This window comes from Rivularia sp. PCC 7116, from assembly GCF_000316665.1.
In the GTDB taxonomy this organism is placed as follows: domain Bacteria; phylum Cyanobacteriota; class Cyanobacteriia; order Cyanobacteriales; family Nostocaceae; genus Rivularia.
The window spans coordinates 4,395,448-4,415,813 of record NC_019678.1; the positions used below are offsets into that span (position 1 = coordinate 4,395,448).

Consider the following 20,366-nt stretch of genomic DNA (forward strand, 5'->3'; position numbering starts at 1 on the left):
TCTTTCTCCCCTCTTACCCCAAAATGGTAGGCTGGATCTAATACATTCATAGGTAATGTTGCCTGTTTTAGGAGAGGAAGTTTATGTCTTTATTAATGCAAGCAGGGAATGAGGGTTTTCAATTTCCTTTAGCTTTTACGCTGGTTTATGTAGTAGGTTTTATTGCTGCTGTAGGTATTGGCTCGATTGCTTGGTACAATTCTAAGCGTCCTGCTGGTTGGGAAAGTAAAAAGCGTCCTGATTTTGTACCTGAAGTTGAAAAAGAAGATAATCCCGGTTTAGGTGGAAAGTAATTTGAGTAATTTATTTATTTAATTCAAAAACAAAAAAATAAGCCGGAGAGCTACCCCTCCGACTTAGCTTTATATTTGGTTTTGAGAAATTAAAGATAGACTTACGCAGCTGTTTTCTGTTTAATTTTCTTGCTTGCACGTTTACGACGAGTTGCTGTTAATCCGACTCCTACAGCGCCAAGGGCGAATATTGTCGCAGGTTCTGGAACTGCTTTAGTTGTAATATTTATTTGTCCACCTTGCCTTAAAGCAAAAGGAACATAAAATTGTGTGAAACTAGGATCAACTGATGTTATGACGTTAGATGCTAATGTCGCAACATTATCCAAATCTTCTGAGCTAAATGCAAAGTCGAAGTCATCCGGCTGAAAATTAGGATTTCCTAAATCAAATCCAAAAGTGTAACTGAGATTTCCTTCCCCAAAATCACCATCTCCTGTATAATTAGGACTTTCTCCTGCTAACACGCTTGGTAAAATAGTTTGATACTTTCTTGGTACAAAAGTCTGATTAATTGCAAGGAATGGATTTTGATTTGCTCTCATATCACTCAAGGTAATCCTTTCATTGAGCACATTGGCATTAAAGCTTGTCACCTTGTAGCTGAATTCACCATTATTCTCTTCAGTTTTGCTGAAATCAAAATGTCCAGTTATTAAATCAGCATTATTTAAACTATTTGAAGTAACGCTAAATTCGGAACGGTAAGTCATAGTTGCAGCTTGAGCCGAACTTGCCATCATGGTTCCTGTTACAGCAACGCTCGCTACTGTACTTGCTCCAAATAAAGCTGCTTTTTTAAAGATATTTGAAAACATATTAATTATTCCTGGAAAATTTTATCTAAGTAGCTGTTAAACTCTTTGCAGCCTAACATCAGTACTTTCAAAGTTTCCAGAGGTATCGTCAACTCTTCATACAAGTAACATTTACAGCTTTAAGAATAGTAATTACACTTATCAACTTTTAGCAACTTTTGCGAACAAAGCTAAAAATTGCGGGGCGTTGCGAGCCGTTTTTGTAACTTAGGATAATTAATAGATAACAGAACTTACGCATGAACAACGTATTGATGTTATTAGCAATTTTCACGCTTAATGGAATACCGTTTTTAACTCACCCCTACTCTTCTCCCAATAAAGAATTGAAACCTTTAACCTTTTTAGAGACGTAGCAGTGCTACGTCTCTACAATTCTTTCTCAATTTTGCACTTCAACCCAACGACGGTACATTTTTTGCACCTGTTTGAGGATGATATTTAATTTTCCTTGTTTTGATTCGCTTTGAGCGGACAAGTCTTGTATTTTGGCTAATAATTTAGCTTCTTCAATGGCTACTTCACCATCACTGTAAATTAAACCACCAATCTCTTGAATTAAATTTTGACAATCTTCAACGCTAGGAGAAGTGCCTAAATATTCTTCAACCCATTGATAACACTCCTCTGGTTTGATAGGAACTAATCCGTACAACCAAGGTTTGATGTCTGGATCTGTTGCGATATCTTTTGATTTAGCTATTTGCTGAAGATACTCTCTTTCTTCTGGCTGAACTTTGCCATCAATCCAAGCTGCTGCAATTAAGATTTTTAACAACTGTTTAATCTCGGGGTTGCTTACCATCGTTGACACCTCCTTTAATAATTTTCCCTTAACGAAATCTGACAATTTTAATTATGCTTTTTTCTCAAGCGCACCATAAAGAAACCATCCATGTTGTGTTTATGAGGCAATACTTTAATCCAACCTTCGGAAGTTGCATATTCATGGATGGCTGAATATGTATCGGGAGATTGGATTTCCCAATTAGAATTTGATTCTAAAAAGGATTTGATCGCACCTTCGTTTTCATCTGGATGAAGCGTACAAGTAGAGTACACTAAAGAGCCACTATCCTTAACAAAAGTTGAACTATGTAACAATAGTTCTGCTTGAAGTACACAAAGTTCTTTTATATTATCCGGGGTTTGTCGCCAACGTGCATCAGCATGACGGTGGAGAGTTCCCAAACCGGAGCAAGGAACATCAAGTAAGACTTTGTCTGCTGATTTTTCAAATTGAGTCAAACTGCGACTGTCACCCAGGCAAACTTCAACTGATTTTAAGTTGAGACGTTGAGTATTTTGTTGTAGTTTACGCAGACGCGACTCAGTGCGATCGCAAGCGTAAATTTGACCCGTATCTCCCATTAGTTCGGCAATGTGAGTTGTTTTTCCTCCTGGAGCAGCACAAGCATCAATAATTACTTCGTGAGGTTGGGGATTAAGTAAATAACTCACCAGTTGAGCGCTGCTATCTTGTACCGTCCACCATCCTTCATTAAAACCGGGTAAATTTTTAATGGCACCAGGAGAATTTAATAAACGTAAAGCTTGGGGTAAATTAGGAATTCGTTGAGATGAAATACCTTGATTTTTCAAAGCAGTTTCAACTTCTTCTATGGAAGAACAAAGTTGATTGACTCGCAAATCAATATTCGGAGTTTGATTCATCCACTCACACAATTTCTCCGTCTCGGAAAAACCAAACTGTTCTACCCATATATTTACAACCCAGTCGGGAAAACTATATAAAATACCCAATCTTTCTGATTGTTTTTCTGGCAATTTGATGGGAATTATTTTATTTGTCTTAGTCTCTTCCCCCTCTTTCTGCTGTAACTCTTCCTGAAGTCGAATATAGCTTCGTAACAAACCATTCACAAAACCAGAAAGACCAGAAAAACCGTTATCCTTAGCTAATTGAACGGTAGTATTTACAGCAGCACTATCAGGAATTCGTTCTTGAAATTGCAGTTGATATAAACCTAAATGTAAAATGCAGCGGAGCAGTAAAGGTTGCTGATGGGATTTTTTGCGAGCTAATTTATCGATAATTGCATCAAGGGTTCGCTGTCTTCTAACGCTACCGTAAACCAACTCAGTCACCAAGCGGCGTTCGTTATTTGGCAAATCAACTTTTCGTAGCACTCTATCCAATGCTACGTCAGCATAAGCCCCTTTGTGGACATCTTTTAGTGCTAATAACGCTTGTTGACGGGAAGTAGTCATGGGGGTGGGAGAGGGGAGAGGGGAGAGGGGAGAGAGGAGAGGGGGAAGAAGGGGAAGAAGGGGAAGAAGGGGAGGGAGGGAGAAGAATAAATAATGATTCCTAATATCCAATTACCAATTACCAATTACCAATTACCAATTCCCAATCCCCCAATACAAAAAATAATCCTCCTCACTTTACTTTACATGTGTGAGAAGGATGTTGAAAATTATTAGTAATTTATTTTTCCCAATGCCCAATGCCCAATGCCCAATTACCAATTACCAATTACCAATTACCAATTACCAAATTCTAAGCATCAAAGCTATCAATTTCAAATTCGCAAGCTCTAGAAGCTTCTTCAATAGTAAATGGCTCAAAACTCATTAATGATAAGTGAGATGGTTCTTTAATCATCTCTTTAGCCAATAACAACCCAGCAATTGTCCAAGTTTGATATTTTCTGGATTGTTTACCAATTAATCTTCCTCGCTTACCATCGTAATATTCTGGCCATTCGTCTTCTTGAAGTCGTAACTGAGCAATATGAATAGCTCGCTCTGCAATACATATTTTATTAGTTTTGATTGCCGCAGCAGTCAACATCCACATTAAAACTGGCCAGTTTCCACCATTATGATAAGACCAAGGAATATTCTTAGGGTCGCATCCAGTTATTAGTCTATATTCTTCATTTTCTAATGCGGGGAAAGTAATTTTCATCGGCATATCTCCGACTAAATCTTCCCATCTCTTTTCAATAAGAGTCATAATGGCATCAGACTGTTCTTCACTTGCCAAATCGCAAATAACTGCCATTAAATTTCCTAACGAAAAGAAACGAGTATCCAACTGCGATGGACCAACATTTCCAGCTAAATAACCACCTTTTTTCGGCAACCATTTATCTAATTCGTAATAAGGAAGGGAATCTACATATATATTAAATTGGTTAACAGCTTCTTTACCGTACTCTTCACCTTTATAACGATAAATAGCGTTAAGACGTTTAATATCTATCCAATAATGTTTGCGAATATGAGCGCGTAAAATAGGCAAGCGATTATCAATAGCAATCACCAAATCTTGGTTGCCATGACAAATCAACATTTCCCTTGCCGCACGCAATGCTGCATAAAATAAAGATTGAATTTCTAAAGGATGTCCGTAAATACCCAAACGTCTATCAATCATGCAGGCTCCATCGGGAACCAATAGAGTTGGATACATATCAAAACGAGTTGCCAAACAAAGTTCTAAAATTAATCCAATACCTGTTTGAAATTCCGGTTGATATATCAGCGAATAATCTTTTGTGGCAACTACATAAGCACGTAATATTATCAGCCACCATAAACAAGAATCAATTGGTGTAACTCTTGCTATGGCATGTTCGCCAAAATCAGCTTCTAAATATTCTTCTCCATTCTTAGATACAACTTTGAAACTAGCTGGCATCAAACCTTGACCTGGTTTGTAAGCATCCAACTGGTTATCGGTAGGCTGCAATTTTAAAGTTTCTTCTAAAAAATTACGGACTATATCTGTTTCTCCTTTAATCAGAAAAAGCAGAGCAGATGAAGCAAAATCTCTAACAAAACATTGGTCGTAATTTAATGCATCTACACTTCCGTCTAAAGCTGCAACCGTACCAATAGGACGACCTTTAAAGTAAATAATAGTTTTCTGTAGTACTTCCCATGCTTCTTCTTCTACTTTTTGAATTGCTTTTGAGTCTTCTAATTGCATATCTAGCTCAACTCCCTTTAATGTGCGATTTATTTAATTCATACAAGCTATTTATAGATTCCCCTACTATTTTAGTAATAGGGTCATTTTTTCAAAAATATCAATATGTATGACATTATTCTGATACTTGAATACAAATAATAAGCAAGCCTATTGTTTGTTGCCTTACACTATTCATCTGACTAAGCAAAAACAATTCGTTTCTCTGTTACTTACTTGAATAGAATATAAATATGTCTGAGTAATGACACCCAAAATTGCGAAAATAAAAGTCGGATTTATTTATTTAGCTGCATAATTAAAAATTATAACAATTTTTTACATTTTGCAACAATATTAGCTTTTTTTCTATAATTACTACTAGAAAATAAAGATAAAATAATTGCTAGCTAAATAGTTTTATGTTGATTTTTCATAGTTTGTATCAATATACTTTCAGCCAAATGCATAAATTGCAACAGAAAAATATAACTAAAATTAGCTTAAATTTCAATTAAAAAATGCATTATAAAACGAATCTTAGTTAGTATAAAAATATATTTAAAGCCTATAATAAAATATGCACAAAGTAACTATATTTTTATAGACTAAAATCCCAATAAATTTCTTACAAATTCGTTTTGACTATTTTTGATCGGCGGTATATTAAATTGGATTAAGTATACTATTTTGGCAATAATTGCAACTATAAAAAAAACTGCAAATTTTAACTGTATATAAAACTACAAAAATATTTTCTAGTCTGGCAGTTAAGACAAAATAGTTGCGTATGCATATGAGTATGCTATTTAAATTTTCCAATTATTTAGACATACAATACTAAGCTGAAAAAATTTAATACATTGCATATAGTTAAAATCGACCCCGACAATAAGAACAGCCGCTAAGTCATAAGACTTATGCACTAACGCTAAAGCAGCGATAATTAACAAAAAAAATAACGGTCTTCTGTAACCGTTGCTACAGAAATTATATCAAATCTTAAAACTTGTTCAAGGTTTTCAACTATCAACTATACGAAGAATTGATAAAGTATGATATAAATCTGATAAAGTTTTTATAAATCAATATTTTGAAAGATTGTTGTTTGTAGAACTACAGTTTTATAAGGAAAGTTTATACTGGTATGTATATACATGCTTCAGTGTTTATACATAAATTATATTTTGCTGATTGTAGAGATGAACAGCAACTTCGTTAGGTATTTTCTTATATAGACTAGCAAGATTTATATAGGCGGAATACGAGACAAAATAGAGTTAAACCCTTGACAAATCTAGTTTGGAGCAAAATTAGAGCAATATAAAAATATCAAAACAAGATATTTTCATCAAAATCAGCTAATAATTTAATTAATTTGGCTTGTATTATATTTACACTATATTTAACATCATATTTGTACAAAATACATAACAACGATTTAGAGATAATTTATTACAGCTTTTTTATTAAACGCATAAAAATACAGAGGAGTAATACATGCTAAAAGCTTCTGAAATTACAAAAACACCTTCATCCGAACGCTTGCTGAATCTCTGGGCGCGACGTTATACCCCGGAAGTATCTTTCTTGCTAGGAGATTCTTCATCCTGTGATGAATTATTAAAAGCAGCAGCACCACAGGGTAGAGAATCTACAACTAATAAGTTGAAAGATAAAATGCTGGATATAAATTGTCAGATGGGATGGATACAAACGAAAAATCTCTACAGCTATATCCCTAACGTTTTAGATTTAACAGAAGCAAGACGTATTACAAAATTTGCTTTTCGCGTTTATAGAAAATTACTAGAAATTTATCAGCAGCAATCATCAAAAATAGAAGTAGAAAATAATTCTCTTTCTCAGTGGGTTATACCAGCAGTTGAAGAACTAGCATACGCTTTAGAACCGATATTGATTGTATTTCAAGAGCAACATGTAGCCTCAAAGGATTGGCGCAGTCTTGGTTTTATGACTTCGCAGTTAAATTTTACTAATAAATTAATGTTAAAACGGTTAACAAAAGTAGAACAGGTATTGTTAGCTCCATATTTTAAATTTGTCGAAGAACAAGTAGCAATGCCTTGGCAACGAGTATGTTCTCATGCTGCTAATTATGAATTAAATTCACCAGAATTGAAGCTTGTAGAACAAATGATGCCGAATTCTCCAGAAATTGCTCAATCAGTTTATCGTAAGTTAACTGAATTGTTGCCGAATAATCGCAGTAGAAGGGGAAAGTTAACCGATAACGGTATATCTCATTCATGTATTCGCGATTTAAATATGTTTCAGGCTTACATATTATTATGTTTTTTAGAACAAAATATGGAGCCAATTGAACAGGAACTAGTTCCTTTATGTGCGATGGTTGTTGAAGGTGTTGAAATCAAATGGGAATTAACTAAGAATTGGTGTGAAGTATTAGCTAATGAAATAGAAAGTCGTTTAGATTCCGCACAAAAAGATTTAATAAAGCCTTATACTCAAGGAATGAAGCAGGCGTTTTTTAAAGAGCGTAGAAGTTTGGGTTGTAAAGAAGAAATGGCAGCCGAAGTTGTTTAGAATTTTGATTGAAATTACGAACTCGTCTGGAATTGCAAATCCCAGTCTAATAGCAAAAGTCCTCTGAAAGAGGACTAGAAAAATTCATTTTGTAGCTAAATCATCCTCACTCTAGAAGAGTGGGGCTATGGAAGCAAAGCCTACCTGCGTAGGCTAAATTCGGGGCATACCTCGTTCCAAGTCTCTGCCTTGGAATGTCTTTTTTTGAGGCTCTGCCTCTTGTACAGACTGCTTTGCTCGACTTGTTTGATGCTTTGAAATTACTTTTTTTTAAACCACTTGTTCAAACCATAAGTAGCTAATCCTACAACCGCACCTGCTGCAACTACCGGAGCAGTTCCAATTGCAACAGCAGTTCCACCAACTGCTAAACCCATTCCCCCAACTGTTGCAGCAACTCCGGCACCTGCTGCTGCTCCACCTGCTACTGCACCTAAAGCTGTAGCATCTTGTTCTTCTATTGCTTTCTTAGCTCCATAAGCAGCTGAACCTACGACTGCACCTGCTGCTGCAATGGGAGCTACACCAATTGCTATACCTCCAAATCCTCCGACTAATCCCATACCTCCTACTACTGCTGATGCACCTGCACCTGCGGCTGTTCCTCCGGCAACTAATGCTGCACCTTCAGCTTTATCTTTTATACTTTCAGTGTTTTTAGTCATAACTATATACAAGTAATAAATATTACCTATATGTTAAACAAATCGACTTATGACTGTCCGGGGAAAAACAATGAAATATTACAATCTAACAATAAAGTTTGTTTGAAGTCTCGGCTTGGGCTATCTTATTCTTCAGGTTAATAAACTGCGCTTAATAATGACTTCTACGCTCCCTCACAAAAAAGCCAAAGCCCTCAAACCCGGAAGCCCCCGCCCAGCAAAGGAATTATGTAGCGAGTGCGGACTTTGCGATACGTATTACGTCCACTATGTTAAAGAAGCCTGTGCTTTTCTCAATCAACAAATAGCGGAGCTTGAAGAGCAAAGTCATTCGCGATCGCGCAATCTTGATAATGCCGACGAACTTTATTTCGGGGTTCAGCAGGAGATGATGGCAGCGCGGAAAAAAGAGCCAATTCCGGGTGCCCAGTGGACGGGTATTGTTAGCTCTATTGCCATTGAAATGCTCAATCGCGGCATTGTGGAAGGTGTTGTTTGCGTACAAAATACCCAGGAAGACAGGTTTCAACCAATGCCGGTTATTGCTCGCACGCCGGAAGAGGTGCTAGCAGCCAAAGTTAATAAGCCGACTCTTTCGCCAAATCTTTCGGTATTAGAACAAGTTGAAAAATCCGGAATGAAGCGGCTATTGGTAATTGGTGTTGGTTGTCAAATTCAAGCATTACGTGCTGTAGAAAAACAGCTTGGTTTGGAAAAGCTTTATGTATTAGGCACTCCTTGCGTTGATAACGTTACTCGTGCCGGATTGCAAAAGTTCCTTGAAACTACAAGTAAGTCACCCGATACGGTAGTGCATTACGAATTTATGCAAGATTTTCGAGTGCATTTTAAGCATGAAGATGGTTCAACCGAAACTGTGCCTTTCTTTGGTTTGAAAACTAATAAGCTTAAAGATGTGTTTGCTCCTTCTTGCATGAGCTGTTTCGACTACGTAAATTCACTTGCTGATATTGTAGTTGGGTATATGGGGGCACCGTTTGGTTGGCAGTGGATTGTGGTCAGAAACGAGCGCGGTAAAGAAATGCTCGATTTAGTGAAAGACCAAATTGACGTTCAAGAGGTAATGTCTCAAGGGAATCGTCAAGCTGCCGTACAGCAAAGCATTCCTGCCTACGATAAAGGCGTAACTCTTCCCATGTGGGCGGCGAAATTAATGGGTGTGGTAATTGAGAAAATTGGACCAAAAGGTTTGGAATATGCTCGCTTTTCCATAGATTCCCACTTTACGCGGAATTATTTATATACCAAGCGTAATCATCCCGAAAAGTTAGATAATCACGTTCCTGAGTTTGCAAAACGGATTGTGGAGCAGTATGAGTTACCCGATTAGGAGTTAGAAGGAGTAGAGGGGGAAGAGGGGGAAGAGGGGGGAGAGGGGGAAGCATTTTGCAAACACTCATGCCTGATGCCCAATGCCCAATTCCCAATCCCTAATTTCCAATTCCCAATTCCCAATCCCCAATCCCCAATTCCTAATTTTCACCTTCTCAAAAAATTCCAAAATCCGGTTTTCTTATCTTTGTTTTCTTCTTGCTCTTTTTCTTTTTCTTGTTCTTTGTCTTTGTCTTCTAATATTTCTTCTATATTCTTCTTCGCTTTGATGGCTTCGCGGTAATCTGGATTATATTTAATTGCCGTGTTGTAGGCTGCTAATGCTTCTTCATCTTTTCCTAAATTAAACAAAGTATTACCTTTGCTGTACCAACTTTCGGAATGGTCTTTTTTATAGCGAATTGCGCGATTGTAAGCTGATAAGGCTTCTGGATATTTCTGCAATTTATAAACTGAGTTGCCGCGAGAATACCATACTTTATAGCTGTTTCTTCGTTGCGCGATCGCTTTATCGTATGATGCTACTGCTTGTTCGTAGCGCTGCATTTGATGTAGTGCCCAACCTTTGGAGTAGAGTGCATCAAAGTTATTGGGCTGATATTTCAATACTTCTTGAAAAGATTCGACTGCTTCGGGATAGCGACGTAAGGTTATGAGTATGTTTCCTCTTGATAACCAAGCTTGGTAAAAACTGGGTTTGTACTGTACTGCTTTTGAATAAGCTTTTAAAGCATCTCTTTGGCGATTTAAATTAACTAAAGCATTTCCACTGTTGTACCAAGCAAGCTCGTTATTTGGCTTTAACCTAATCACTTGTTCGTAAGTTGCCAGGGCATCTTTATAGCGTTTTAAATTATATAAAACCCAAGCTTTGTTATACCAGGCTTGGTCATATTCTGGCTGTAGCTCTACTGCTTTATCATAAGACTGTATGGCTTCATCATATCTCTTCAAATTTCTCAAAGCTTCTCCCCTCGCGTTCAAAACTTTTGGAGATTCTGGCTTTAATTTCAAAGCTTTGTCGAAAGAGTAAATTGCTTCTTGATATCTCTTTAACTTATTTAAGACAAACCCTCTACCTCTCCAAGATTCTTGATAGTTTGGCTCAATTTCAATTGCTTTATCATATGCCGATAAAGCTTCTTTGTGTGAATTCAACTCGTAAAGTACTCTCCCTTGTCCGTTCCATGCTTGAGCGTATTCTGGCTTAATTTCTATAGCTTGTTTGTAATTATCCAACGCATCTTCATAGCGCTGTAGTTCATAAAATGTATTTGCTTTTTTATATAAATCGCCAGCGTTAGCAGAATTAATACTGTTAATAATATATATAGATGCTGTTGCCCCCATTCCGGTTAACAACATTGCCATCAAGGCTTTATAAATTATTTTTTTAAAGTTTATCTTCTTACGAGGCTTGAAAGTTTGAGAATAAGATGCAACATTCAATACCATCGTGTTAGAAACCGATGGTTGATTTATATGTGTATTTTGTGTATTTAATATCTCCAGTGCTTCTAATGCCTGAGTTGCTGAAGCATAACGCACTCGAAAATCATAACGCACCATTTTATCTAAAATTTCAGCTAATTGCGGAGTCACTTGGGCGTATTCTTGCCAAATAATTTCATTGGTATCGTCATCCTTTTCCAATTCTTCGGGAGATAATCCCGTGAGTGCTGTGATGCACATTATCCCCAAAGCATAAATATCGCTACTATATCTTGGTTCGCCCTGGGCTTGTTCGCCGGGAATATATCCTGGAGTACCAATAGCTACGGTAACTTGAGTTTTATTGCCCGCAGAAACAACCTGAGTCGTAATTTGTTTAACCGCACCAAAATCAATTAAAACCAATTTTCCATCTTTATCATCTCTGAGAATATTTCTAGGATTAATATCTCGATGAATTACCTTTTGCTGATGGACAAATTCTAAGATTTCTAGTATCTCTTTTAAAAGGGAAATAGCTTGGTTTTCGCTTATAGATTTTCCAGGTTTTATTTCTTCATTTAAATCGTTACCGTAAATATATTCCTGTACTAGATAAAACTCCTGATTTTCTTCAAAATAAGCTAAAAGCTGAGGAATACGTTCGTGTATTCCCAATCTATATAAAACCTGTGCTTCTGTATCAAACAAACGTCTTGCTGTTTGCAATGTAGTCGGATCGTTGGCTTGGGGTTTGAGCTTTTTAACAACACATTTTGGAGAACCAGGCAAATGCGTATCGTAAGCTACAAAGGTTTCGCCAAATCCCCCACCTCCCAAATTACTTATTATTTGGTATCTTCCAACAAGTGTATTTCCCAACATTTGGCTTACCTTGTTTATTGCGGCATCAACTGAATTCAATCTTGCTATATCAGTATCAGGAAACGGTTATCAGTTACCAAGTTACCAATATCAGATTATTTTTATTTACTAGGTTTTTGCGTATTTAATTTGTATACAATACGCGGGCAGGATGTCCGCTAAAAATTTAGCTCCTAATTTATTTATGATACCTATCGGCGATAAACTGTTTCTTCTGACGAATAAAAAACCTTTAGTAGTATGGTTTTTGATTGGTATAAATATTGCTTTATTTTTATGGGAAGTAAAACTAGAGATTAATGGTGAATTAGCTAGTTTTGTCAATTATTGGGGTTTGATTCCAGAACAAGTTAGTACGGCATTTAATAGCGCGATCGCAGGAAATCCGGCAGCTTGGTTAGTTGTGTTTTGGGGTACGCTGTCAATATTTTCGGGAATGTTCGTTCATGCTAGCTACAGTCAAATTGTGAGTAATTTAATATTTTTGTGGGTTTTCGGCAATACTTTGGAGAAAATCATTGGTAACGGACGTTTTTTATTATTTTATCTATTTTGCGGTTTTTTGACCGGGATAGTGCAAATTGTGGTTGAGCCAAGTTTGAGCATACCTTTGGTTGGTACCAACGGTGTAATTGCATCTGTTTTGGGAGCATATGTTTATAAATTTCCCAAGGTTAAAATTGACTCTATTTTACCGTTGGTGATTTTGTATATCCCCGTCGAACTACCGGCTTTTTTCTACTGTTTCTGGTGGTTTGTGCAACAGTTATTTTACGGTATTGGCGGTTTAAATGTTCCCGGTGGCGTTAATCCCATCGGCACTGGTTATTTAGCTTACGGTGCGGGTTTGCCGATTGGTGTGGTTTTGATGATGATAATGAAGCTTTGATTATCGGTTTGTTTTTTGTGAAGAGTAATGATTATTTATACTAGATTCATAAGCTATTGTAATTGCATTAAATAGCAGGAATAATCAAAACATTGAATTTTTATAAATCAACTGTTCTTTGAGGGGAAAATCCATGAAAGCATTAGGTTTAACTTAATATTTAGCAATCAACATGGAACACCTAATATGAGAAAGTTTCTAGCACTGGCACTTATAAGCGTCCTAATCGCCGCCTGCACTGGCTCGCAAGTAGCATCCAACAGCATCACTCCGAAACCCGAAGTAGAGCAAACCTCCGAGGTTGTCTTGATGTCCGAAATAGAATGGGGACCGCTCAACCCCGCTCGCGGCGACAATAGCCCGAGGGCTGGTACTCTTTGGGGCGATCGCACTGGCTCCGAACCATCAGGCTTTCTCGTTCAGTTTGTAGACGGCTTCTCGTCGCCACCTCACATTCACAATATCACCTACCGAGGAGTGGCCATTAGCGGCACCATTCACAACGATGACCCGAATGCCGAAAAGATGTGGATGCCAACGGGTTCTTTCTGGACTCAGCCAGCCGGAGGTGTACACATTACCGCTGCCGAGGGCAGCAAAAACCTGGCGTACATAGAAATCGACAACGGACCGTATCTCGTCCTTCCTCCTGAGAAGGCGTTTCAAAGCGAAGACAAGCCGATTAACGTGGACACATCGAACATTGTTTGGGTGGATAAACCCGGAATGCCAGCTTCTAAAAATGGAGCAAAGGTAGCCTTTCTTTGGGACAGCCCACAGGACGGTCAGTTGAACGGAACCCTTGTCAAGCTACCAGCTGGATTCACTGGAAATATACGTAGCAACGGCTCAACATTCCGCGCTGTAGTAATCCAGGGTCAACCACAGTACCAAGTGTCAAATGAGACTGACGTTAAGACTTTGGTTCCGGGCAGCTATTTCGGCTCGAAAGGAGAGTCGGTGCATAAAGTCTCGTCTAATGCGAAAGACGAAAGCATCATCTATGTACGCACGGATGGCAAGTTTGATATCATTCAGGCGCAGTCGAAAAAGTAGCCGCGCTCGATTCGCGCAATCACAACGGCTGCTTACTCGTGACGTACCTTTTATCTGAAGCGATTGGTCTAATAGCAGCTTGGTATCGAATGCAAAGTCAAATTTCCGTTCATACCAGCCATATTATTGAAAGACACTGGCTATCTTACAGCGTTTAAGAGGAGTTATTTCATAATGGTAAATTATTTAGCTCAGAATTTAAGGACAACACACCCTACAACTACCAACTGCAAAAAAAAGCCTCTCATAATGAGAGACTTACTAATTTAGCGAAGACAATTTAAATTGACGTGAATTGATTTGAATTATTGATTTAGGATTTAGGGTGCATTGCTCGTTACTGCTAAAGCTCCGGCAATTGCAGAGGCTGCACCGGATAAAACTGCTGTTGCTAGTAACCAAGTAGCTGCTGATGCTGCTGCTTTACGAGTTTCTTCGGCTTGCTTCTGGGCTTGGTATTTAACTTCTTCTAAACGTCGCTGCGCCTCTTCTTGGATTCTCTCTGCTCGTCGCAATACGCTGTTACGGGCGTTTTCGATTTGATCGATGACTTTGTTTGCATCGCTTTCAGAAATATCATCGCGAGAACTCATTAACGCTACATAAGTATCTCGGTTAAAAGATGATAGTCTACCGCGTAAGGCATCAAATCCCGCTTGTGGATCGTAGAACAATTGGCGAACATCGCGCTTGATGCCATCGTAATTTAGTTCTGGACGTTCCAAGGAGTTGAGGTAATAGCGAATTCGGTCGAATATACTATCTATTGTATCTTGAATTCGGCGCTGAATTCCTCTAATTTGAGCGACAAATTGCTCGCGTACTGACATGATGTTGTCAGCGATTTGCTCGGCTTCCTGGTTGCTGATGTCTCCGCGAATTTTTAACAAAGCAACAATTGTGGAACGGTCAAATTTAGAAAGGCGATCGCCTAAGCTTTCCATTCCCACTCGGGGGTCGTTTAATAACAGATTAACGTCGCGTTTAATACCTTCAGGATTGAGTTCTTGTTTGCCGGTTTGACGAAGATACTCTTCTAAATACCCTTGGAAATCTTGAACCTTTTGCTGAGTTCTACTAACCATCCGTCTCGGTGCGCGAATAATTTGGCGAATTGAAGATTGTACGGAGTCGATTGTTTGGTTAACTTCGTCTTCGCTCATGTCGCGACGCTGACTTAGTAATTTTACTAAGGTGTCTCTATCAATTTTTGACAATCTATCCCGTAAAGCGATCGCACCTTCTTGGGGATTTTCAAACAACTTATTCAAGTCCCGTTGAATGCCTTCGGGGTTAAGTTCCGATTTACCGGTGTTGCGGAGATAATCGGCGATTGTGGTAGTTACGTCGTCGTACTGCGCTCTGGCTTTGTCTGCAATCTTTCCGGGAGTGTGACGAACGCTATTCCAAGATTGTTCTACGGTATCAATTGTGTCGTTGATTTGGCTTTCACTTAAATCTTGGCGTTGATTGAGTAACTGTACTAAAGTATCTCGGTCAAAACGTGCCAACCGCGTCTGAATTGCTGACATTCCCGCTTGGGGGTCATTTAGCAAAGTTTTCAATTCACCGCGAATTGCATCGGGGTTAAGTTCGTTTTTGCCGGTATTACGCAGATACTGTTCTAAGTTTAACCACAAGGTTTCTGCTTCATGCTTAGCTCGATCTGCAAGTCCTTTGGACTCAATTAAAACTTGGTCGCGCTGTTTCTCTAATTCATCGAGAATTGGCTCAATTTCCCCAGCAGAAATATCATTGCGCTGTGCGAGTACTGCCCGCATTTGTGCCTTATCGAATCGAGACAGGCGCATCGCTAATGTTTCGTAATCTGCATCGGAATCTTCCAAAATCGGCTTAAAATTTTGCTTGATACCTTCAGAAGTTAAATCTGATTTGGCAGTTACTAATAAATAGCTTTCTACCTGACGCTGCAAATCTTGGACTATTTCTTTTTCTTCTTCAGCCCTTACCTGCACCAGTACGCCTTTACGAACCATTTCTAGCTGGTCAGCAATTTGCTTGATTTGAGCTTGAGTTAACAAACCGCGTTGTTTGAGAATGTCTACAAAATCGCTGCGATCGAGGTTTTCTAATTCCCGACGTACAGCGCCTGGATCTGCTGCTGGATCGTAAAGTACGTCGCGAAATTCTTGACGAACTTTTTCGTTGCTAAACTGCCAAGCGTAAGTATTGTAGAGATAATTTTCGACATCAGCACGAACGGTACTGTAAGACTGCGATGGTGTAGGAAGCCCCATCTTATCTGCTTTTTCGGTAGCTTTATCTTTAGCTTTGTTTATACTGCCGAGCATTTTTTCAGCATCCAAATCGGAAAGATCGGTTCTTCCCATAACCACGCTACCAAGTGTGGTGAAAGCTTGCTGCATGGTTAGCTGTAAAGGACCTACCGATTGTTCTTGTGCTGATTGTTTTGCATCCCGAGTATCTTGCTTCTGGGAACGCATTTCACCGATAACTCTATCTAACTTTGCGTCAAGTTCGTCAGTTTTGTTTTGTCCGGGTGTAACAGTTTTAAGATAGTCAACTAATTCAGCTAAACCGTCTCGGCTGCTACCGGAACTAGCTTGTTGAGAGCCTAATGTTTGCCTCCAAACATCATATAAACTATCGGCAATTCTTCTAACTTCTTTTTTAGAAAGGTCAGTACGACTACTAACTAATTCTACAAAATTTTGTTTATCAATATTTCGCAGTTCCGCAGCGCCTGCATAAGAATTAAGCTGTGCGTCTGAAAGTATGTTTTCAAATTCTCTACGTATCGATTGTACGTCCAACTCTTTAGGACGGACTGTATCTAAATAATCTTCTAAATTTTCTTTAATGCTTTCGGGATCGATGGCATTGCCTATTTCGTGACGAACCGCTGATGCTGCGGCTTCTGCTGTCGCTACAACCTGCTTATTTACAGCTTTTGCTCCCAATGCAGCGGTAGCTGTTCCTGCAATCGCTTGGAGTCCGGAAGTTGCCGAACTAACAACGCTACCAACTAAAGAACCAACCGCTGTTGAACTAACCCACACCAGCAAACAAAAATACGCCGCCCAAATGACTAATCCTAGAATTGCTCCAGAGCCTACATCTAAAGATAATAAGCTGAGTTTTACCCCTAAGAAACAAGCAAAGAAAAGAGAAACAGTTACCGAAACTAATGTCCCAAATCCGACAGCAGTACCTATCTTATTAATAGTGCTGCCCAAACTTTCGTTTTGGTTATCGCTACTTGAATTTGAGCTTGAATCAGATGAACCACCTAAAAAAGATAAACCAGCAGCCACTGCTAAATTTGTTAATACCAATTGAGCAGCGAAAGCTAGGATAATACCGGCAATCAAAGCTACAAAAAACTTTGGCCCGGAAAAAGCAACAGAAGCTTCCGATGGTGATAAAGGTTCTGGCGGCTCTACTAAAATCTGCGCTATCCAAGTCATAGAGCTGGATAGCAAAGGCGTTATATGCGTATTTTCAATCATCCTAATAACTTCCTCTAGGCTAACTTTTGGTGTGGGGAGAACAAAAACTAAGAATTAATGCAAAAATCAATTTTGTTTATTGATGCAATACCTAGTTGTTAAGCCTAGAATCCAGCAATATAGCCCTTTTAGGCATCTCTCGCAAGTGAGAAACATTCTTCTAAAGCCATCGGGCATTAGATAGAAGTTTTTTTGCTTAAGACTATTACTTATAACTATTTTAGCAATCGCGACATCTTATATTACTTAAGTTTTTTCAGATTCAAATCTATGAAAACCTTATTAAATAAAGCTTTAGCTTAATTTTTTGTTTTACATAAGTATCAATTGACATATCACTTTTTTACCTTAATGTCATGTTTCTGTAACATATATTTAAAAAAGTATTTTTTTCACCATCTTTAGGTAGATTTATTGACATGAAGAAATGTAACGAATCTGTATCTTTTGACAGAAACAGGTTTTTTTATCAATCGTTAAATTAGAAACAACAAACAAATTAAATTTAACCGCAATAATTATGGAATCTCCTACAAAAACCGACTTACCACCAGTAGCGCCTGCATATAACGGTAAAGACCGCAACTCTTTTCTTTTCGGTTTTAACCCACAAGCAGAACTATGGAACGGACGTTTAGCAATGATTGGTTTTGTTGCTTACTTAGCTTGGGATTTAGCTGGTTACAGCGTAGTTCGCGATATCCTTCACATTGTTGGATACTAATAGCAGCTTTATAAGAAATAGAATTTAATGTAGAGACGTAGCACTGAGTGCTACGTCTTTTTGAATTTGTAAGGTGCTGTGACGGCTAAAATAATTTATCTTGACTAACGAAATAATCATCGAAATGCCGTCATGCACCAATTAATTGATAATGGTGCGTGACGGTAAATTCCTATTATTCGGTTGTGGGCAATAAATGATCGTAACCGTCACACATCCTACTACTACTCGCTAGCAACAACCGTAGGTACATCAGCTTGGGCAGGATTTTTAGCCAATTTACCATCTTCCATGTATACAATGCGGTCGGCTATATCCAAAATACGATTATCGTGAGTTACCAAAAGAATCGTACAGCCTTGTTCTTTTGCTAAAGACTGCATTAAATTCACCACATCTCTACCAGATTTTTTATCTAGTGCTGCTGTTGGTTCGTCCGCTAATACAATCTTGGGATGCCCTACCAAAGCTCTGGCGATCGCCACTCTTTGTTTTTGCCCTCCGGATAAATCATCGGGATAATAATTAACGCGATTACCCAAACCTACCAAATCGAGCATTTCAACAGAGCGGGTATACATTTGTTTGGGTGAAATATTTCCATGTACTTCTAAACCCATACGCACATTCTGTACTGCCGTCAAACTTTCGTGTAAATTATGAGCTTGGAAAATATAACCATTGTTGCGTCTAGCTTCCACTAAATGCTTGGGTTTAGCGGCACACATTTCCTTCCCCAGCACCTGCAAACTTCCTTCCTGAGCCAAACGCAATCCACCAATCAAAGTCAGCAGAGTAGTTTTACCGGAGCCGGAAGGGCCAGTCATAATAATGATTTCACCTTTCTCTATATCTAAATTGATATCAAATAAAACCTGTTTGCGAAGTTGCCCTTTCCCGAAAAAATGATTGAGATTGCGGACGGAAATAACAGAATCCATAAAAATGTTAATTAACTAGTAACTGGTAATTGGTAATTGGTAATTGGTAATTGGTAATTTGAACTTGCTACTTGCTACTCATAACTGCTAACTGCTCACTGCTCACTGTTAACTGTCAAAACATATCTGCTGGATCGGCTGACTGCACTTTACGAGTTGCGACAGCACCGGAAATCATGCACATAATAATCGTCATTACCTGTACTTGGATGACTCTAGCTACAGTCATATAAAGCGGTAAATTGGTTGCATTACGAGTAAGTGCATATAATCCCGTTGAAATTGCAGCCCCAGGAATAAAACCTAGTAAAGCAAGAATTATCGCTTCTTCAAAAACTACGCTTAATAAAAATAAATTTTTATATCCCATCGCTTTAAAAGTCGCATATTCTTTAATATGGGCATTCACATCTGTAGAAAGTACTTGATAAACAATAATTACTCCTACAATGAAACCCATCATTGTACCCAAACTAAAAATAAATCCAATTGGTGTATTTGTTTGCCAGTAAGCTTTTTCAAATTCAATAAATTCTTCTTTTGTTAATATTTTGATATCATCAGCATTCCTCAGATGATATTTTAATTCTTCTGCTACTTTTTCAGCTTCGTAACCTGGTTTTAAACGAATTAAACCCAAATTTACGCTGCCTGCATCTTGGCTGGGAAATAATCTTAAAAAGTTTTGGTCGCTGGTCATTAAAGTACCATCAGCGGCAAAAGATGCGCCGACTGTAAATAAATCGGCAATCGTAATTGTTCTTCCTTTAATTTCTGTTTTGACCTCTTCGCCTTGCTTTATCCGGGCAATTACTTCTTCGTATTCTCCTCTAGTGGCTTCATCAAATAAAATAGTATCTGGTAGTTTTATGGCGTTGATATTTTGATTAACTTCTGGTAAGTCAAAAGCTGGTTTATCGGGATTAAATCCGATAATCATTACTTGTGTTTTCTTAAGAGTTTGGGGATTTTTCCAAGTCACCAAACTATTGTATATTGGTTCTGCTGTAGCTACTCCCGGTACATCCATAGCCTGAAAAAGCCGCCTGCGGGTAAAAGTTGATAAATCCTGTAAGTTGAGTGCTTGCGGATTTAACAATACGATATCTGCCCTCAAACTATCGTGAAGACGGGTGGCACTATTAAATAACGCACTTTGGAAACCAAGCTGCATCAACATCAGCAAATCGGCAAAAGCTACACCCGATATTGCTACTAATAAGCGTCCTTTTTGACGGGTTAATTGCAACCAACCTAAAGGAGTTCTTCTTTGTAATTGTTGGATAAATCCAATCATATATATTTTGTAATT

15 protein-coding genes are annotated in these 20,366 nt (G+C 38.2%); 6 read left to right on the forward strand and 9 right to left on the reverse strand.

Translation table 11 applies throughout. From position 1 onward, the window contains the following. Positions 1-83 precede the first annotated feature (83 nt). Positions 84-293 (forward strand): photosystem II assembly protein Psb35, encoded by a 210-nt coding sequence (psb35, locus tag RIV7116_RS17090; RefSeq protein ID WP_015119555.1) that lies wholly within the window; start codon positions 84-86, stop codon positions 291-293. Positions 294-394: 101 nt separating this feature from the next. On the opposite strand, the gene RIV7116_RS17095 is transcribed toward psb35, so the two are convergent. The 4 genes from RIV7116_RS17095 to RIV7116_RS17110 form a co-directional block, all read right to left on the reverse strand. Continuing rightward, on the reverse strand, positions 395-1,111 hold the full coding sequence (locus RIV7116_RS17095) for a PEP-CTERM sorting domain-containing protein (protein WP_015119556.1): 717 nt from the start codon (positions 1,109-1,111) through the stop codon (positions 395-397). 382 nt (positions 1,112-1,493) lie between these two features. Next, entirely contained in the window at positions 1,494-1,916 is a 423-nt protein-coding gene (locus tag RIV7116_RS17100; protein ID WP_015119557.1) for a TerB family tellurite resistance protein, read from the reverse strand. Between the two features lie 47 nt (positions 1,917-1,963). Further along, complete coding sequence (locus RIV7116_RS17105) at positions 1,964-3,343, reverse strand: 16S rRNA (cytosine(967)-C(5))-methyltransferase (protein ID WP_015119558.1); 1,380 nt, start codon at positions 3,341-3,343, stop codon at positions 1,964-1,966. A gap of 292 nt (positions 3,344-3,635) precedes the next feature. After that, positions 3,636-5,072 carry a glycoside hydrolase 100 family protein gene (locus RIV7116_RS17110; RefSeq protein ID WP_015119559.1) on the reverse strand — a complete coding sequence of 479 codons (1,437 nt, stop codon included), beginning with the start codon at positions 5,070-5,072 and terminating at the stop codon, positions 3,636-3,638. 1,479 nt (positions 5,073-6,551) lie between these two features. On the opposite strand from RIV7116_RS17110, the gene RIV7116_RS17115 reads away from it, so the two are divergent. Then, positions 6,552-7,619, forward strand: coding sequence for a hypothetical protein (locus RIV7116_RS17115; RefSeq protein WP_015119560.1), 1,068 nt, complete (start codon positions 6,552-6,554; stop codon positions 7,617-7,619). Between the two features lie 260 nt (positions 7,620-7,879). On the opposite strand, the gene RIV7116_RS17120 is transcribed toward RIV7116_RS17115, so the two are convergent. Next, positions 7,880-8,284: a hypothetical protein gene (locus RIV7116_RS17120; RefSeq protein WP_015119561.1), complete on the reverse strand. Its 405-nt coding sequence runs from the start codon at positions 8,282-8,284 to the stop codon at positions 7,880-7,882. Positions 8,285-8,441: 157 nt separating this feature from the next. Between RIV7116_RS17120 and RIV7116_RS17125 the strand changes: the two genes are divergently transcribed. Next, positions 8,442-9,635, forward strand: coding sequence for a Coenzyme F420 hydrogenase/dehydrogenase, beta subunit C-terminal domain (locus RIV7116_RS17125; protein ID WP_015119562.1), 1,194 nt, complete (start codon positions 8,442-8,444; stop codon positions 9,633-9,635). A 149-nt stretch (positions 9,636-9,784) separates the two neighbouring features. On the opposite strand, the gene RIV7116_RS17130 is transcribed toward RIV7116_RS17125, so the two are convergent. Beyond that, positions 9,785-11,953 (reverse strand): serine/threonine-protein kinase, encoded by a 2,169-nt coding sequence (locus tag RIV7116_RS17130; RefSeq protein WP_015119563.1) that lies wholly within the window; start codon positions 11,951-11,953, stop codon positions 9,785-9,787. 184 nt (positions 11,954-12,137) lie between these two features. On the opposite strand from RIV7116_RS17130, the gene RIV7116_RS17135 reads away from it, so the two are divergent. Next, positions 12,138-12,842: a rhomboid family intramembrane serine protease gene (locus RIV7116_RS17135; protein WP_044291960.1), complete on the forward strand. Its 705-nt coding sequence runs from the start codon at positions 12,138-12,140 to the stop codon at positions 12,840-12,842. Positions 12,843-13,151: 309 nt separating this feature from the next. Further along, positions 13,152-13,898, forward strand: a complete 747-nt coding sequence (locus tag RIV7116_RS17140; protein ID WP_198287540.1) for a DUF4437 domain-containing protein — start codon at positions 13,152-13,154, stop codon at positions 13,896-13,898. Positions 13,899-14,218: 320 nt separating this feature from the next. On the opposite strand, the gene RIV7116_RS17145 is transcribed toward RIV7116_RS17140, so the two are convergent. After that, positions 14,219-17,389 carry a hypothetical protein gene (locus tag RIV7116_RS17145; protein WP_015119566.1) on the reverse strand — a complete coding sequence of 1,057 codons (3,171 nt, stop codon included), beginning with the start codon at positions 17,387-17,389 and terminating at the stop codon, positions 14,219-14,221. A gap of 520 nt (positions 17,390-17,909) precedes the next feature. Between RIV7116_RS17145 and RIV7116_RS17150 the strand changes: the two genes are divergently transcribed. After that, the gene (locus tag RIV7116_RS17150; protein ID WP_015119567.1) at positions 17,910-18,113 is read left to right on the forward strand and encodes a chlorophyll a/b-binding protein; all 204 of its coding nucleotides are present in this window, start codon (positions 17,910-17,912) and stop codon (positions 18,111-18,113) included. Positions 18,114-18,337: 224 nt separating this feature from the next. On the opposite strand, the gene RIV7116_RS17155 is transcribed toward RIV7116_RS17150, so the two are convergent. Then, a complete protein-coding gene (locus RIV7116_RS17155; protein ID WP_015119568.1) occupies positions 18,338-19,054 on the reverse strand; it encodes a DevA family ABC transporter ATP-binding protein in 717 nt (238 codons plus the stop codon). A 115-nt stretch (positions 19,055-19,169) separates the two neighbouring features. Further along, on the reverse strand, positions 19,170-20,351 hold the full coding sequence (gene devC / locus RIV7116_RS17160) for an ABC transporter permease DevC (protein ID WP_015119569.1): 1,182 nt from the start codon (positions 20,349-20,351) through the stop codon (positions 19,170-19,172). Between the last annotated feature and the right edge of the window lie 15 nt (positions 20,352-20,366).

Bases quoted from the DNA above. Each gene is read 5' to 3' on its own strand.
- psb35 (WP_015119555.1), top strand. From the start codon at position 84: ATGTCTTTATTAATGCAAGCAGGGAATGAGGGTTTTCAATTTCCTTTA.
- RIV7116_RS17095 (WP_015119556.1), bottom strand. From the start codon at position 1,111: ATGTTTTCAAATATCTTTAAAAAAGCAGCTTTATTTGGAGCAAGTACA.
- RIV7116_RS17100 (WP_015119557.1), bottom strand. From the start codon at position 1,916: ATGGTAAGCAACCCCGAGATTAAACAGTTGTTAAAAATCTTAATTGCA.
- RIV7116_RS17105 (WP_015119558.1), bottom strand. From the start codon at position 3,343: ATGACTACTTCCCGTCAACAAGCGTTATTAGCACTAAAAGATGTCCAC.
- RIV7116_RS17110 (WP_015119559.1), bottom strand. From the start codon at position 5,072: ATGCAATTAGAAGACTCAAAAGCAATTCAAAAAGTAGAAGAAGAAGCA.
- RIV7116_RS17115 (WP_015119560.1), top strand. From the start codon at position 6,552: ATGCTAAAAGCTTCTGAAATTACAAAAACACCTTCATCCGAACGCTTG.
- RIV7116_RS17120 (WP_015119561.1), bottom strand. From the start codon at position 8,284: ATGACTAAAAACACTGAAAGTATAAAAGATAAAGCTGAAGGTGCAGCA.
- RIV7116_RS17125 (WP_015119562.1), top strand. From the start codon at position 8,442: ATGACTTCTACGCTCCCTCACAAAAAAGCCAAAGCCCTCAAACCCGGA.
- RIV7116_RS17130 (WP_015119563.1), bottom strand. From the start codon at position 11,953: ATGTTGGGAAATACACTTGTTGGAAGATACCAAATAATAAGTAATTTG.
- RIV7116_RS17135 (WP_044291960.1), top strand. From the start codon at position 12,138: ATGATACCTATCGGCGATAAACTGTTTCTTCTGACGAATAAAAAACCT.
- RIV7116_RS17140 (WP_198287540.1), top strand. From the start codon at position 13,152: ATGTCCGAAATAGAATGGGGACCGCTCAACCCCGCTCGCGGCGACAAT.
- RIV7116_RS17145 (WP_015119566.1), bottom strand. From the start codon at position 17,389: ATGATTGAAAATACGCATATAACGCCTTTGCTATCCAGCTCTATGACT.
- RIV7116_RS17150 (WP_015119567.1), top strand. From the start codon at position 17,910: ATGGAATCTCCTACAAAAACCGACTTACCACCAGTAGCGCCTGCATAT.
- RIV7116_RS17155 (WP_015119568.1), bottom strand. From the start codon at position 19,054: ATGGATTCTGTTATTTCCGTCCGCAATCTCAATCATTTTTTCGGGAAA.
- devC (WP_015119569.1), bottom strand. From the start codon at position 20,351: ATGATTGGATTTATCCAACAATTACAAAGAAGAACTCCTTTAGGTTGG.